The following is a 16,430-nucleotide window of genomic DNA, read 5'->3' on the forward strand; positions in this document are numbered from 1 at the left end:
CTTTTTATTAGTTTGTTTAACTTAGCTGCTAATTTGCTTAGCTGCTTTAGTGTCAAACACCCCTTTAACAATTTGCCAGCTTACCGCTAAGGCACCTATGATAAAGACCACGTCACCTATAGTGCGGATCCAACGTAGTGTATGCAGTAAATCACTTTGCATAAAGGCTTCACTTCGTGCATACCATAAGCCTTCTGTGGCACTAGCATAAAACTGGATAAAGCCTATTGGTAATAAACTAGTGAATAGCATTAATACTAAGCCCACGTTTAACCACCAGAATGCGGTCTTCATTAGCTTTTCGTCAAACTGCAACTGTGGCCGAATGTAGCGCAATATTAATAAACAGAAGCCTAAGGCTAAGAAGCCATAAACACCAAATAATGCGGCATGAGCATGAGTTGGCGTGGTGTTTAAGCCTTGAATATAATACAGCGCTATAGGTGGGTTAATCATAAAGCCAAACACGCCAGCGCCTAACATATTCCAAAATGACACGGCAACAAAGAACATTAATGGCCATTTTAAATCTGCCATCCAAGGCGCACGGTTTTTCATCCGCCACTGTTCAAAGGCTTCATAACCTAATACCACTAAAGGCACTACTTCTAAGGCACTAAAAGTTGCCCCAACGGCCATAACCGGGGTAGTGGTACCTGAGAAATATAAGTGGTGGAAAGTACCAGGAACACCGCCTAGCATAAATAAGGATGCCGAGGCTAAGCTAGCACTAGTTGCCATAGTGCGTGACACTAAGCCCATACTATGGAAAATAAAGGCTAAAGATACAGTAGCAAACACTTCAAAGAAGCCTTCTACCCATAAATGAACAACCCACCAGCGCCAGTATTCCATTACTGATAAGTTAGTCCGTTCGCCGTAGAATAAACCAGCACCATAGAACAAACCAACACAGATAACCGAAGCACCAAATAAGGCTAATAAGTTTTTATCACCTGGGGCTTTAAAGGCGGGCACTATGGCGCGTAGCATAAGCACTAACCAGAATAAAATGCCGATGTATTTAATGATCTGCCAAAAGCGACCAATATCAATGTACTCATAACCTTGATGCCCAAACCAGAAGCTATATTCATGCGGCATAATTTGCATAATGGCAAAGTAGTTACCGGCAAAAGAACCTGCCACTAAAACCACTAAGGCCCAAAATAAAACATCGACACCAAGTTTTTGGAACTTAGGATCTTTACCGCCATTAATAATAGGTGCTAAAAATAAACCTGCGGCTAAAAAGCCAGTAGCAATCCAGAACATGGCCGCTTGTAAATGCCAAGTACGAGCTAAGCTGTAGGGTAGCCATTCAGTTGTATTTAAACCATAGAAACCATCACCTTCAATGGTATAGTGAGCAGTAAAGCCACCTAGGAAAACTTGCAGAGTAAATAGCGCAACCACCACCACTATATACTTACCCAACGACTTTTGTGAGGGGGTAAGTTTAAGGCTTGCAATAGGGTCGTGCTCTGGTGACACAGGCTCTTCATCATCGTGCTTGCGTAAGAATGCCCAAGCCCAAACTAAGGCTCCGACACCGGCAATTAATAAAATAATACTAATTAAAGACCAAACTAAGTTTTCAGCTGTAGGCTTATTATCAATTAAAGGCTCATGGGGCCAGTTGTTGGTATAAGTGGCTGCATCTGGAGTACGCTCAGTTGAAGCAGCCCAAGCCGTCCAGAAGAAAAACTGTACCATTTGCTCTCTGCGCTCTAGTGAAGGCAGGGTGTTGTTTTTCATTGCATAGTTAGCACGGGTTTCGCTTAACGACGGATCATTACCAAATAATTTAATATAGTGATCAGCAGTTGTTGCAATGGCCTGTATACGGCGACTTGACAGCACTAGGGTGTCAGTGGCTTTATCATAAGTGTTAGTACGATAAGCTTCTTTTAACGCAAACTGTAAGCCATTTTGCTCAGCTGGCGTTAAACTGTCATAAGCTTTGTTATATTGATCTTGAGCGGCAAGCTCTAACCAAGCCAGTAATTCACGATGTAACCAATCTGCAGTCCAATCTGGTGCTTGGTAAGCACCATGGCCCCAAATAGAACCTAGCTGCATACCCCCTACAGATTGCCAAGCGGTTTGACCATCTAAAATACTTTCATTGGTCATTAATACCTTACCGTCTTGGCTAACTACCTGAGCTGGAATAGGTGGAGCAGAGCGGTAAACTTCTGCACCAAAATAGCCCAGCACACCAAAGGTAATTGCTAAAACCGCGATTAATGCCCACCAGAGTTTACGATATCCAGCCATAATCCCTCCAAAAACTACTAATAAAGCGCCAACAAGCCATTTAAAACTCCTATTATTGTAATAATGCATTAGATAGCTATCTAATACTCTAGTAGCAATACAAGAGTTAGGCCAGTTTTTAATATTATGTTTTAAAAGTATTTTTGTTTATGTTTATATAGATTGGGTAAATTAAACCTAACTTGAGATGGGTTAATTTTACCTTTATTGGTTTTTTTTACCCTGACTTATAAATAAGCCTGACAATTGCGATTTTACTGTAACCAGAAAATAGTTTTTAATGGCTGGCAAGCAATGACAGTATAATTTGTTAGTATGTCTGCTTTTAACATTATTATATTAAGCCATGCCAGATGAATGCGCCTTTTAAACTACGGCCATACCAACAGGAAGCTGTTGATGCCACTTTACGTCACTTTCGTAAATCTGATGAATCCGCGGTAATAGTGTTGCCAACCGGTGCCGGTAAAAGTTTGGTTATTGCCGAATTAGCCCGTCTGGCAAGGCGAAGAATTCTGGTGCTGGCTCACGTTAAAGAGTTAGTTGAGCAGAATCATGCTAAATACCAGAGTTATGGCTTAATAGGCGGTATTTTTTCTGCGGGGTTAAACCGAAAAGAAAGCCGCTATCAGGTAACTTTTGCCAGTGTCCAGTCAGTGTCGGCCAATTTAGTGCAGTTTAAAGATGAATATTCCTTAGTTATCATCGATGAGTGCCATCGCGTTAGTGGTAAAGACACCAGCCAATATCAGAAGATTATTGAGCAACTACGCCAGCAAAATACAGGCCTTAAAGTGTTGGGGCTAACTGCCACACCCTACCGTTTAGGTATGGGCTGGATCTATCGTTATCACTATCGTGGTTTTGTTCGTGGTGCTAATAGCGAGAGCGAGCAGAGCAAGCCTTTTATCCATTGTATTAATGAGCTATCGCTAAACTATATGATTAATAAAGGCTATCTGACTAAGCCTAAGTTGATTGATGCTGCAGTGGCGCAATATGATTTCTCTGTGTTGATCCCAAACCGCTTTGGTGAATATGCTGAACAAGAAGTTAATCAGTTATTGAGCAAACACCAACGTGTTACCCAAGCTATTATTGAGCAAGTAATAGAACTAGCGGTTAAGCGCCAAGCTGTGATGATCTTTGCCGCAACTGTGGATCATGCCAAAGAGATCACTAGTTATCTGCCGCCAGAACAAACGGCCTTAATTACTGGCGCAACAGTTCAGCGTGAGCGAGATCAGCTTATTCAAGACTTTAAACAACGGCAATTAAAATATCTGGTTAATGTGTCTGTACTTACCACAGGTTTTGATGCGCCCCATGTTGATTTTATTGCTATTTTGCGGCCCACTCAATCGGTTAGTTTATACCAGCAAATAGTAGGTCGTGGCCTGCGTTTAAGTGCAGGTAAACAAGATTGCTTGGTAATTGATTACGCCGGCAATAATGTTAATTTATATCACCCAGAAGTTGGCGAGAAGAAACCCAACTCTGACAGTGAACCGGTACAGGTATTATGCCCAGGCTGTGGCTTTGCCAATATATTCTGGGGCAAAACAGACAGCAAAGGCCAGATAATTGAACATTATGGTCGCCGTTGCCAAGGACTGTTACTGGCAGATGAAGATGATGAGTCTAAAGCGCAGAGTCAGCGCCCAGAGCAGTGTGATTACCGCTTTCGCTTTAAAGAGTGCCCACATTGCGGCAGCGAGAATGATATTGCCGCCCGCAATTGTCAGCAGTGTAAAAAAGCCATTATTGACCCAGATGATCAGCTACGCAATGCGTTAAAGCTAAAAGATGCTATGGTAATTCGTTGCGCCGGCATTAGCTTAAATGCTGACGCAGCGAAAACTAATAAGCTGAAAATGACTTATCACGGTGAAGATGGCGAAGAGCTTAGCGAGTGGTTTGATTTTACTAAGCCAGCACAGCGCAAGATCTTCAATAAGCTATTCGCACGACGTTTAGCTAATAGCCAGGCACCACAAGAATTTAGTAAGTTAGAACAGGTGCTAGCTGTGCAAAGGTTATTACCCGCTCCAGATTTTGTTATTGCCCGCAAAAAAAAGCACTACTGGCAGGTACAACAGCGGATTTTTGATTATCAAGGTAGTTATCGTAAGGCGAATCAGACGTAAAGATCGTTGCTATGGGCTGGAGTACCCTCTATTTATAGGAAGACTGTCAGATTTAGCTAAATAGTAAACCTGACAGTTTAAGTTAAGGCTTATTTCCTTGTATTTACTTTAGTTGTTGCTTAGCTAGTACGGTGATAATGGCGCAGTTGGTGTTCTACTCGGCGGCCTTTGCTAAAGGCGGATACGCGTTTTAAATAACCTATTACGCGGGTGCCGTAGTCTATATCTGCACTGCCACAGCTAGAGCAGTTGGTTAAGGTGCGTTTATCTATGGCTTCACAGCTATTGCAAATGGTAATTTTAACGTTGACGCAAAAGTAATTACAGCCAGTTTGAGCGGCTATATTTAATAATTGGATATAACCTGCTTTATCGAGCTTTTCTTCTAAATTTAAATGTAGCGCTGAGCCGCCATCTAAATAATCTAGTAACTGCCGGCCATGTAATTGAAACTTATCTAGGGTGTTGCAGTTGGCGTCTTCTACCACATAAAAATACGAGTTATAGCAGTCACGGTTAACTACATAACCGTCACTTTTATCCCATTTCGCGTTTTTAACGCCAAGGTTTTCAGCTGGCACAAACTCGGTATTAAACATGTAGCCATATTCAGCTTTGGCAGCTTTGTTGGCATCAAAGATAATTTTTAAGTTCTGTTGCACAAACTCAATGTACTGTGGATTATTATCGGCGATTATGCCTTGCGATTCTGCCGCTTCAACCATGCCGTTTATGCCTATGGTTAAAAACTGCTTTTCTAATGAAATAAAACCAGCGTCATACACTGTTAATAATCCAGCGTCTTTATACTCTTGCATTAATTGACGGTAGGCGACTTGGTATTTATGAATTTTGCTAACTTCTGTAGCTAAATCACGGCCATCTTGAATTAAACGGTTCATATTAATGGTAATAACATTAATAGAGCCTGTGGCCACGCCACCTGCGCCTAACGAGTACGAAAAAGTATTGTCACTAATTTCGCTGCGTAAACGACAGCACGAGGCTAATGAGTCGGCATTGTCAGATTGATAAACAAAAAACGAGCTACCCTCGGCTAAATGCTCGGCTATTTCGTTAGCAAATAGCTGATCTTTGCATTTACCTTGTTCTGTTAGCATAGCAACGGTTACAACAGGGAAGGTTAAAATGGTTTTTTCACGCTCTTGGTTAAACCAAGTTAAAAAGAAATTTTGCAAGGCGCTAACAGAGTGCCATTCTGGTTTTATAAAGCTGTCTTTACCAGCGCTATCTTTAACCATATCAGGAAATACAAAGTCGCCAAACATACTTTCAAAGTAGTGCTGATCGTAAATAGAGATATTCCAAAACACACTTTGATAACCGCGTGCTGCTGCTGGTTGGTTTAAGGCATAAACCACATGCTGCAAATGATTGGCTATTTGGTTAGGGTGAGTGTGTAAGTAGTTGTCGCCATAATCTTTGCGAGCAAAATAATCAAAATAAGTTAAAAACTCTACAGTGGCAACTGCACCAGCAAATTGGCTGCTTACAGCAAACACAAAGTTAACAAAACAGCCGCAGAAAGACTCTAAATGCTTAGGCGCTTGTGACTCGCCGCCAAGCTTAGTTAAGCCATCTCGCAAAAAGGGGTACATAGTGACAGATACGCAGTATGGTTTTAAGCTGGTTTCATCATGAACATAAATTTCATGGTCTTTAATTTGTCGCTGATATTCTTTGGCTAATTCAGTGCCAAATAACTGGCTAATTTTATTGCTAACTAAGCTGCGGTTTACTTGAATAAAATGATCTTTCATTAGCTCTGATTCTAAGGTTGCAATATTTTTTTGGGTTACGTTAGCGTTAGCATCTAATGTCGAGCCATCTGCAGCGTTTTCTGCCTGTAAATACTGCTTGATAAAGTTAAGCTTTTGCTGAAGTTGTAGTTCATTAAGCGCAATCATTAGTATATTCCTTTGTCATTATTGCTTTATAAAACGGTGGTTTAAGCAAGCACCGTTGCGTAAGTCGATAAAACGTTGATTGGTAGTGGGGCTATTTAGGCCGCCAAGCTCTGGCTGCCAGCGACCGGTTTTTAAGTAAGTTAATTCAGTTTTTATGGGTTCAGAAATGCTGTCTAAGCCAGTGTATAAGCAAGTGTGCAACTGATGCTGACGGGCTAGCTTTAATAAGTTGATTAATTTTGTTGGTTGCCATTCACCGCCTAAAAACAACACGCAACTAATCAGCCCTTTATACTGCTGTAGCCGTTGCTTTAAATAGCTTTCTGTTAACTCAGTGCCAGAGTGAGCAGGCCAGCTATCTACGCTATGGCAACCTTTACAGCCAAGTTGGCAGCCAGTAATGGTAAAGGCTAATGACACTTCACTTGGCACCTCTTGAAACACAATTTGCTCGGCACTAAAGTTAAACATCTAGGTCACCTTTTTACTTTATATGGTGTGTTGTTTTTAATTTGGCACTATATGTTGTGGTTAAGCTTAGGCTGAGCAGAAATTTAAAGTTTGATCTGGATCAAGTTTTAGGCAGGACTTAACTTGCTGCTTGCGCCAAACAAGCATCAGTTAAGGTTTTATTACCCCATCAGAGGTAGTAGCTTTTTATCAGCAGGCAATAAAAAAGCCGCAGTGTTTTAGAGCTGCGGCCTTTTTATAAATGGGTTTTATACAAGCTGTCTATATAAGCGACTTAGACAAACAGATTTGCCTAGTTAATTACTCTAAGTGGTAACTCAGCATAAACCAGACTTTAGTGGTATCTACAGCTAAATCTTTGGCGTCGTAATAGGCAAATTTAACTAAACCAGCTACACCATTACTAAACTTGTAGCCGGCGCTTAAATTCCATTCATCACCGTAATGTTGATTACCTGTATCACTGTCAAATCTGTGCCATGCCAGATTGAGCTTAACTGCTTGTACCGGTACGCTTAGTTGCAACCAATGATCGCGTAAACCAGCATTAGGGGTATTTAAAAACATATCAGTAAAGCCTTGAAAGGCATGTAAAGTTGCTAGCGGGGTTTGAAAGGCGCTAGTGCCATCACCGGCTAAGCGCTCTTGGCCAGCTTGTAAGCTAAACTGCTGTTGCTGCCAGTTAACACTAATACGATGGTAATGGTGCTTGTAATCTATAGGGGCATTATGCTGATCTTGTTGCTGAGCCAAGGCTAAGTGCCAGCTTAGATTAGGCACTTGGCTAATGCTACCTTGGTAATCTAGAGCTAGAGTAACACTGCTGCGAGCAGCCCAGTTGGTGAAGTCTAAGTCATAACCATAGGCACTAAGCTTATGTTGTGGGTGCAGTTGCCAACTCACTAACGCGGTATTAAAGCTGCCGTCTTGATCTGCTGCGGCACCTTTGGGGCCAAAAATACGGTTAATGTTATAAAAATGACTTATTTCTGCACTGATGTTTTGCTTAAAATTATGCTGCAAGCGATAGCCATCAAAAGTTTGTTCGTTTTGGCGCCATGCCACACCACCTAAAAATCGCTGGTTTAGATGGTTTACTTGCTGCCGACCTGCGGTAAAAGTAGTGCCGGCAGTGCTTTGGTAGCGGATAAAGGCTTGATTAATATCAGTGCCTTTAGGATCTGCAATAACACTATATTGGCTATTACCGTTTACTGTGCTGTTGTAATGGTCATTGCCAATTAGGCTAACATTGTCTAGTTGAATAAAACCACTAAAGCCAGAAACAGTGCCTGACTGTATATTCAAGCGGCTTTTTAAGGTTGAGCCGATAGCCTCATCGAGTAAGTTATCTTGATCAACATATTCTAAGCGATAACGAAAATCAGCGCTAAGGCTAGAGTCCTTTAAAGCTTGGCTTAGTTTGCTAGTTAAATCATCAGCATAGCTGGCGTGAGATAAGGCTGTTACTACTGATAACGCGATGAGATTGCATGTTTTCATCAAATAACCCTTTTTGGTAAAAAACCTAGGGTAATTTTAACCCTTATCAGGTTTTTTAATAATTATGACAAAGAGTTACTTACTAGAGGGTAGCTAAAACGCAAAATGAGTAGGGAAAAAAAACGAGCTAACGTATTAGCTCGTTTGATTGTGACTTAGCGGCATGAAACACATGCTTGTTGCGCTATTGATGCGTAATCTATTGCATTAACGGCGAGTCAGATAAATTAAAGTCATAACCTTTGATTTCGGCGTCGACTATTAAAGTATGAATATATTGAGCAACGGCTTTGCGGCGAACTTTCTCGTTTAAATATTCAAGGATTTTTTGCTCAACAGCGCTAAAGGGTAGTAAGTTACCTGCTACTTTACGGGCGATATACACCACATGAATACCATAACGGCTTTCAACTCCTTGCGGCATTAATCCTGGCTCGGCAGTGAATATTTGCCGTTCAAACTCGGGTACGGTTTGGCCTTTACTAATTTGGCCTAAGCTGCCATTGGTTTGCTTAGAAGGGCAAACCGAAAACTGTTTGGCTAGTTCGGCAAAGTTAGCCCCTTGTTGTAATTGTTCTATTAGCTGTTCAGATAATACTTTAGCTTCAATTCTACCTTTATGATCTTCAGGTGCGGCAGCTAACAGAATATGACTGACTTCTAATAAAGGCGAGCTGTGGAAACGTTGTGGGTTTAAGTTGTAATATTGCTCGCATTCGGCTTGGCTAGCAGTGGGGATATGCACTTCTTGTTCTATTAACGCATCTAAAAAATTGTCATCACTGGCAACATTAAGCTCGCTTTTTACTGTTAGCCCTAGTGTTTTTGCCCGTTGGCGAAATAGCTCACCAATAATTAATGATTCAGCAGCCTTTAATATTGCTGAACGCTTGTCGGGTGCAGGGTGATATTGTACTTCTGCCATCACAGTCGCTTCAGGTATGGTGGTTTGGTTAACTTGGATCATATAAACCTCTATTGGCTACTATAGAGTCGGATATAGCCAGACAGTAATGAATACTGCCTGGCTGATACTGCTCTTAACATTGATTATTTAGCATGGTTAATTAACGGACAAAGCGTTGGCGTACAATTTGGTGCTTACGGCTAATATATTGAACCGGTACACTTAACATATGCACTAAGCGACTAAATGGGAATACCACAAATAAGGTCATACCCAAGAAGACGTGGAGCTTAAATATCCAATGGACACTGCTAATAGCGGCCACGGCGGCTGTGCTATTAAAGGTCATAGTATTTTGCGCCCAAGCCATAAGTTTTAGCATTTCTGTACCATCCATATGACCTATAGATACGGTAATAGACAGTAAACCAAGAATTAACTGAGCATAGAGCAAGAATAAAATTACTATATCCATAGTATTGCTAGTCGCGCGAATGCGTGGGTTAAATAAGCGGCGTTTAATTAATATGGTTAGACCATAAAAACATAGTAAACCAAAGAAACCACCAGCACCAATTGCTATTAGCTGCTTCATTTCCGAGGTTATACCAAATAAATACCACACTTTAGCTGGCATTAATAAGCCAGCAAAGTGGCCTAAAAATATACCAATAATACCAATATGAAATGGAATACTGCCGCGGCGTAATTGCTTAGTTTCAAGCATTTGGCTTGAGCCGGTTTTCCAAGTGTATTGTTCACGGTCATAACGGATCCAAGTACCGATAAACATTATTGCCATGGCAATGTAGGGGTAAATACCAAAGGCAAACAAATTAAGGTGTGCCATTTTGTGCTCCTTAAGCGCGCGGGTTAGCGGCTTCTTTAAATAGTTCAGTGGTTAGTGCATCAGTGCTAAGCGGCACATATTGATCTTTGCGCTGCGTTTCACTTGGTTTGTTGCTACTACCACAGGCCGAATCAGTCTGGTCATTACCCATAAAGGTAACCATTTCTTCTTCCCACACTTTGTCTAGCTCTTTGGCGGTATCATCACGCTTCTCATTAGCAATTTGCGCTTTAATATCGCTTAAATCGACTTCTGCATTAGATAATGCCAGTAAGGTATGGAATAAAGTGGCATAGCTGGTTTCTCGCTGATCGGCGCGACAGGCCAACACAGCAAGAATAGGGGCTATTTCCTCTAAACCAATTTGGCCATTCTCTTCACCTTGGGTAGATAAAAATTCAAGGTAAAGTGGAATGTAATCGGGCAATTCTTTTTTATCTAAATCAAGGCCAGCTTGTTTATATTGGTCAAGTAAATTAACCATAGCTTGGCCACGGTCGCGTGACTCGCCATGAATATGCTCAAACAATAATAATGACAGTGAACGACCGCGCTCAAACAAACCATCATACTCAGACTGCCAATCCATTAAATCACCGGCGCAGCGTGTAGTAATAAAGTCACTTAGCTGAGCTTTTAACTCAGCATCTAGCGTTGATTCAGTCACGACATCAAGCAAGTCTTGTTGTGCTTCAATTAACGCTTCTGTTGGGTAGTCTAATAATAACGATATAACCTGAAAAATTTTCATCTGCTTAATCCTTAATCTCAACAGGAATAACTTGACGTACCCCTTTAGCTTTAGTGCCAAATAAGTTGACGCCGTTATTACCGTCGCCACAGCCATTACCAAAGCTAAAGCCACAGCTGCTTTTTATGTCATAAGCATTTTCGGCATAAGCACGGTGGCTTGTTGGGATTACAAAGCGATCTTCGTAGTTAGCAAGTGCCATATAACGGTACATTTCTTCTACTTGTACTGGTGTTAAACCGACTTGAGTTAACACATCTGCATCTTCGACACCGTCTACTTGTTGTGCGCGTTTAAAGGCACGCATGGCGATTAAACGTTCTAAGGCTCTTGCTACTGGCGCTTCATTACCTGCTGTTAGCATATTAGCTAAATAGCGTAGTGGAATACGCAGCGATTTTACGTCTGGAATTTCGCCATTCATGCCAACATGGCCGGCTTGTACTGCACCTTGAATAGGTGACAGTGGTGGCACATACCACACCATAGGTAAGGTGCGGTACTCTGGGTGTAAAGGCAGAGCAACTTTCCAATCCATTGCCATCATATACACTGGTGAGCGCTGGGCTGCGGCAATCCAGTTATCAGCAATGCCTTCGGCTTTAGCGGCGGCAATCACTTTTGGATCATGTGGGTCTAAGAAAATATCTAGCTGAGCTTGATATAAATCTTTTTCGTTGGGTGTATTAGCCGCTGATTCAATTTTATCAGCGTCATACAGCAATACACCTAAGTAACGAATGCGGCCAACACAGGTTTCAGAGCAGACTGTCGGTTGCCCAGCTTCTATGCGTGGGAAGCAGAAAGTACATTTTTCTGATTTACCGGTTTTCCAGTTGTAGTAGATTTTTTTGTACGGGCAGGCCGATACACACATTCGCCAGCCACGGCATTTGTCTTGGTCTATTAATACAATGCCGTCTTCTTCGCGCTTATAAATAGCACCTGATGGGCAGGCGGCCACACAAGCTGGGTTTAGGCAGTGTTCACATAAACGAGGCAAGTACATCATAAAGGTCTTTTCAAATTGACCATAAATGTCTTTTTCAACTACTTCGTTAAAGTTAGTGTCTACTTTACGTTTGGCGAACTCAGTACCAAGAATTTCTTCCCAGTTTGGACCCCATTCAATTTTTTCCATCCGCTTACCGGTAATAAGTGAGCGCGGGCGAGCTACCGGCTGGTGCTTTAAATCACCAGCGGTATGTAAGTGTTGATAGTCAAAATCGAACGGCTCGTAATAGTCGTCAATTTCTGGCAAATCTGGGTTAGCAAAAATATTGGCTAAAATACGGCGTTTACCACCAATTTTTAGCTCTAGCTTGCCGGCTTTATTGCGTACCCAGCCGCCATTCCATTTTTCCTGGTTTTCCCATTCTTTTGGAAAACCAATACCAGGCTTACTTTCTACGTTGTTAAACCATGCATATTCAACCCCTTCACGCGAGGTCCAAACGTTTTTACAGGTAATGGAGCAAGTGTGACAACCTATACATTTGTCTAAATTTAGCACCATACCAATTTGGGCTCTAACTTTCATATTGCTTACTCCAACCTTATTTCGTATCTAGCCAGTCAACGTTGTGCATTTTACGCAAGACAACAAATTCATCACGGTTACAACCAACAGTGCCGTAATAGTTAAATCCGTAAGCTTGCTGGGCATATCCACCTATCATATGGGTCGGCTTCATTACTGCGCGTGTTACCGAGTTATGAATACCGCCACGGGTGCCGGTTTGCTCACTGCCTGGAATGTTCACTATACGTTCTTGAGCGTGATACATCATGCTAGTGCCTTCTGGAACCCGTTGTGATACTACGGCGCGTGCTGCAATTGCACCGTTCACGTTAAAGACTTCAATCCAATCGTTATCTACTATGCCGGCAGCTTCGGCATCAATTTCACTGATCCAAACAATAGGGCCACCACGGGATAGGGTTAGCATTAATAAGTTGTCTGAATAGGTACTGTGAATGCCCCATTTTTGATGAGGAGTTAAAAAGTTCAGCACTATTTCAGCATTACCATTGGGCTTTTTATTTAATACCGGTGCCACCGTTTTTAAGTTGATAGGCGGCTTGTAGCTACAAAGTTGTTCGCCAAAGTCACGCATCCACTCATGGTCTTGATAAAACTGCTGGCGCCCGGTAATAGTACGCCAAGGAATAAGCTCATGAACGTTGGTATAACCCGCGTTATAAGACACATGCTCATCTTCTAAGCCAGACCAAGTAGGGGATGAAATAATCTTCCGCGGTTGGGCGACTATGTCGTTAAAGCGGATTTTTTCATCTTCTTTAGGCAAGGCTAAGTGAGTGTGATCTCGTCCAGTAAATTCGCCTAAGGCTTGCCATGCTTTAACGGCAACTTGACCATTAGTTTCTGGGGCTAAAGATAAAATCATTTCACAAGCATCAATGGCAGTATCAATTTTAGCCATGCCCTTGTTAACGCCTTCAGCAGTGTGGGTTCTATTTAACTGGCGTAAAAAGTCTACTTCATCTTTGGTATCCCAACTTATGCCTTTGCCGCCGTTACCGATAGACTCTAAAAGAGGGCCGATAGAAGTAAAACGGGCATAGGTATTAGGGTAATCACGCTCTACAATATTAATGTGCGGCATGGTTAAGCCAGGAATAGCTTCACATTCGCCTTTCCACCAAGCTTTAACACCGTAAGGTTGAGCTAGCTCTGCTGGGGTGTCATGATGCATAGGAGTGGTAACAACGTCTGTTTCAACGCCTAAATGACCAACGCTGGCTTTAGAGAAGGCTTTAGCTATGCCTTTGAATATTTCCCAGTCACTACGTGCTTCCCATACGGGATCGATAGCTGCAGTTAACGGATGAATAAACGGATGCATATCCGAGGTGTTCATATCGTCTTTTTCATACCAGGTTGCGGTAGGTAGTACGATATCGGAATATAAACAAGTAGTAGACATGCGGAAGTCTAGTGTGACCCATAAGTCAACTTTACCTTCAGCACCGTCTTCGGTCCATTCTACGTCTTGTGGTTTATTACCACCGAAACTGCCTAAGTCTTTACCTAATAAGCCATGTTTAGTGCCTAATAAGTGTTTAAGCATATATTCGTGACCTTTACCTGATGAACCTAATAAGTTCGAGCGCCATACAAACATATTACGCGGGAAGTTTTTTGGATCTTCAGGGTTTTCACAAGCAAATTTAATTTTGCGTTCTTTTAATTGCTGTAACACATAATCTTTAATTTCAACACCCGCTGCTTTAGCTTCTGCAGCTAACTTTAATGGGTTAGTGCCTAATTGTGGTGCAGAAGGTAACCAGCCCATACGCTCGGCACGAGAGTTATAGTCAATAATGCTGCCAGACCATTTCTCTTTATTCGCTAAAGGTGAAATGATTTCGGTCATGCTTAGTTTTTCATAACGCCATTGGCTAGAATGGTTATAGAAAAATGAAGTACCGTTCATATGACGTGGTGGCCGCTGCCAATCTAAGCCAAAGGCTAGTGGTGTCCAGCCAGTTTGCGGACGTAACTTTTCTTGGCCAACATAGTGCGCCCAGCCGCCGCCGCTTTGACCAATACAGCCACACATCATTAGCATGTTAATGATGCCACGGTAGTTCATATCCATGTGATACCAGTGGTTTAAACCAGCACCCACTATCACCATAGAGCGACCACGGGTTTTATCGGCATTACGACCAAACTCGGTAGCAATACGAATAACGTCTTCAGGTTTAACGCCAGTAATAGCTTCTTGCCAACCTGGTGTGTTAGGAATGTCGTCTAAGTAACTAGTGGCACGGTTAGGATCGTTAACACCGTTATCAACACCATAATGGGCTAACATTAAGTCGTATACAGTAGCGACTAATGCTGTGCTGCCATCAGCAAGCTGAACTCGCTTAGCTGGTACTTTACGCATTTGCACATCGTCATGAGAAGTGTGTTGGAAGTACTTATATTCGTGTGGTGCGCCACCAAAATACGGGAAACCAACATCGGCAAATTCATCACAATTATCTTTTAATGATAAATGTAATTCTACTTCGCCGTCTTTGTCTTCTTGTTGTAAGTTCCACTTACCTTTTTGGCCCCAACGATAACCAATAGAGCCGTTCGGGCTGGTTAAGTTACCCTCTTTATTAATACCGATGGTTTTCCAATCAGGGTTGTTTTCTTCACCTAAGTTATCCACTAAATCGGCAGCACGTAAGAAGCGACCTTGCGATAAATGCCCCTCAGACTGCTCTAACATAACTAACATAGGCATATCGGTATAACGACGGACATAGTCAGTAAAGTAAGAGCTTGGGTTTTTAACGTGGAATTCAGTTAAAATAACATGGCCAAATGCCATGGCTAAAGCCGCATCTGTACCTTGACGAGGTGCTAACCAGGTATCACCAAATTTTGACGCTTCAGAGTAATCAGGGGTAATTACGCAAGTTTTTGTGCCTTTATAGCGAACTTCAGTTAAAAAGTGCGCATCAGGCGTACGTGTTTGCGGTACGTTTGAACCCCAAACAATAATGTAATTAGAGTTATACCAGTCAGCTGATTCAGGTACGTCAGTTTGCTCGCCCCATACTTGTGGTGAGGCAGGTGGTAAGTCACAGTACCAATCGTAGAAGCTTAAACAGTTGCCGCCCATTAATGATAAATAACGCGCACCTGCAGCATAAGACACCATAGACATAGCAGGAATAGGTGAGAAGCCGGTTACACGGTCTGGGCCATATTCTTTAGTGGTATAAACGTTTGCAGCTGCGATAAGCTCATTAACTTCATCCCAGCTGGCACGAACAAAGCCACCTAAACCACGGCGTTCTTTATAGCTTTTCGCTTTTACTGGGTCGGTAACAATAGAGGCCCAAGCCGCCACAGGATCTTTATGAATAGCTTTAGCTTCGCGCCATAACTTCATTAAATGCTTACGCATTTTTGGATATTTTAAGCGGTTAGCGCTGTAAATATACCAAGAGTAACTAGCACCACGCGGACAGCCACGCGGTTCATGGTTAGGTAAGTCTGGGCGAGTACGTGGGTAGTCAGTTTGCTGCATTTCCCAGGTTACTAGGCCATCTTTAACGTAAATTTTCCAGCTACATGAGCCTGTACAGTTAACGCCGTGCGTTGAGCGAACAACTTTATCGTGCTGCCAGCGTTGGCGATAACCCTGTTCCCAGGTTCTGTCTTCATTAGTTGTAATGCCGTGGCCATCGGCGAAGGGCTCTTTGCGCGTTTTAAAAAAGCGCAATTTGTCTAGAAGGTGGCTCATGGTTAACTCCTGGTCTTATCTTGCATATAGGCGATCTTTGTTTTGATATGGTTACTATAGAAATTACTACAGAATAATGCTTGATATAGATCAAGACGGCTAGTTGCCTAAGTTGTTGTTTAAATTCAAAAATACCTACAAGTAGGTAGTGCCTAATTGTGCTAAAAGCTTGAAAATACAGGGGTGTTGGTGATAGTGACAGATTAGGTTATGCTTTATTTACCTCAGCTAACGCAAAAGGGGTAGCTCGAATTTTCTGGGCTATTTATCAGCTTTGCTGATTAGAATTAATATAAATTTGCTTGCGGATGGCCAAATAG

10 protein-coding genes are annotated in these 16,430 nt (G+C 42.1%); 1 reads left to right on the forward strand and 9 read right to left on the reverse strand.

What is annotated here, in order from left to right:
• Positions 1–21: 21 nt before the first annotated feature.
• A complete protein-coding gene (locus RDV63_RS06345) occupies positions 22–2,280 on the reverse strand; it encodes a nitric-oxide reductase large subunit (protein ID WP_313908665.1) in 2,259 nt (752 codons plus the stop codon).
• A 353-nt stretch (positions 2,281–2,633) separates the two neighbouring features.
• Here RDV63_RS06345 and RDV63_RS06350 point away from each other — a divergent pair, with 353 nt between their 5' ends.
• Positions 2,634–4,427 (forward strand): DEAD/DEAH box helicase, encoded by a 1,794-nt coding sequence (locus RDV63_RS06350; protein WP_313908666.1) that lies wholly within the window; start codon positions 2,634–2,636, stop codon positions 4,425–4,427.
• Positions 4,428–4,546: 119 nt separating this feature from the next.
• Here RDV63_RS06350 and nrdD read toward each other — a convergent pair whose 3' ends face one another.
• From nrdD to RDV63_RS06390, 8 genes are all read right to left on the reverse strand, one after another.
• The gene (gene nrdD / locus RDV63_RS06355) at positions 4,547–6,355 is read right to left on the reverse strand and encodes an anaerobic ribonucleoside-triphosphate reductase (protein WP_313908667.1); all 1,809 of its coding nucleotides are present in this window, start codon (positions 6,353–6,355) and stop codon (positions 4,547–4,549) included.
• 18 nt (positions 6,356–6,373) lie between these two features.
• Positions 6,374–6,826 carry an anaerobic ribonucleoside-triphosphate reductase activating protein gene (nrdG, locus tag RDV63_RS06360; RefSeq protein WP_313908668.1) on the reverse strand — a complete coding sequence of 151 codons (453 nt, stop codon included), beginning with the start codon at positions 6,824–6,826 and terminating at the stop codon, positions 6,374–6,376.
• Between the two features lie 300 nt (positions 6,827–7,126).
• Complete coding sequence (locus RDV63_RS06365; RefSeq protein ID WP_313908669.1) at positions 7,127–8,329, reverse strand: alginate export family protein; 1,203 nt, start codon at positions 8,327–8,329, stop codon at positions 7,127–7,129.
• A gap of 199 nt (positions 8,330–8,528) precedes the next feature.
• Complete coding sequence (locus RDV63_RS06370) at positions 8,529–9,296, reverse strand: peptidylprolyl isomerase (protein ID WP_313908670.1); 768 nt, start codon at positions 9,294–9,296, stop codon at positions 8,529–8,531.
• A gap of 100 nt (positions 9,297–9,396) precedes the next feature.
• The gene (narI, locus tag RDV63_RS06375; RefSeq protein WP_313908671.1) at positions 9,397–10,086 is read right to left on the reverse strand and encodes a respiratory nitrate reductase subunit gamma; all 690 of its coding nucleotides are present in this window, start codon (positions 10,084–10,086) and stop codon (positions 9,397–9,399) included.
• A 10-nt stretch (positions 10,087–10,096) separates the two neighbouring features.
• Positions 10,097–10,837, reverse strand: a complete 741-nt coding sequence (gene narJ / locus RDV63_RS06380; protein ID WP_313908672.1) for a nitrate reductase molybdenum cofactor assembly chaperone — start codon at positions 10,835–10,837, stop codon at positions 10,097–10,099.
• 4 nt (positions 10,838–10,841) lie between these two features.
• Positions 10,842–12,377 (reverse strand): nitrate reductase subunit beta, encoded by a 1,536-nt coding sequence (gene narH / locus RDV63_RS06385; RefSeq protein ID WP_313908673.1) that lies wholly within the window; start codon positions 12,375–12,377, stop codon positions 10,842–10,844.
• A gap of 16 nt (positions 12,378–12,393) precedes the next feature.
• Positions 12,394–16,110: a nitrate reductase subunit alpha gene (locus RDV63_RS06390; protein ID WP_313908674.1), complete on the reverse strand. Its 3,717-nt coding sequence runs from the start codon at positions 16,108–16,110 to the stop codon at positions 12,394–12,396.
• Between the last annotated feature and the right edge of the window lie 320 nt (positions 16,111–16,430).

The organism is Rheinheimera sp. MMS21-TC3, assembly GCF_032229285.1.
Lineage (GTDB): Bacteria > Pseudomonadota > Gammaproteobacteria > Enterobacterales > Alteromonadaceae > Alishewanella.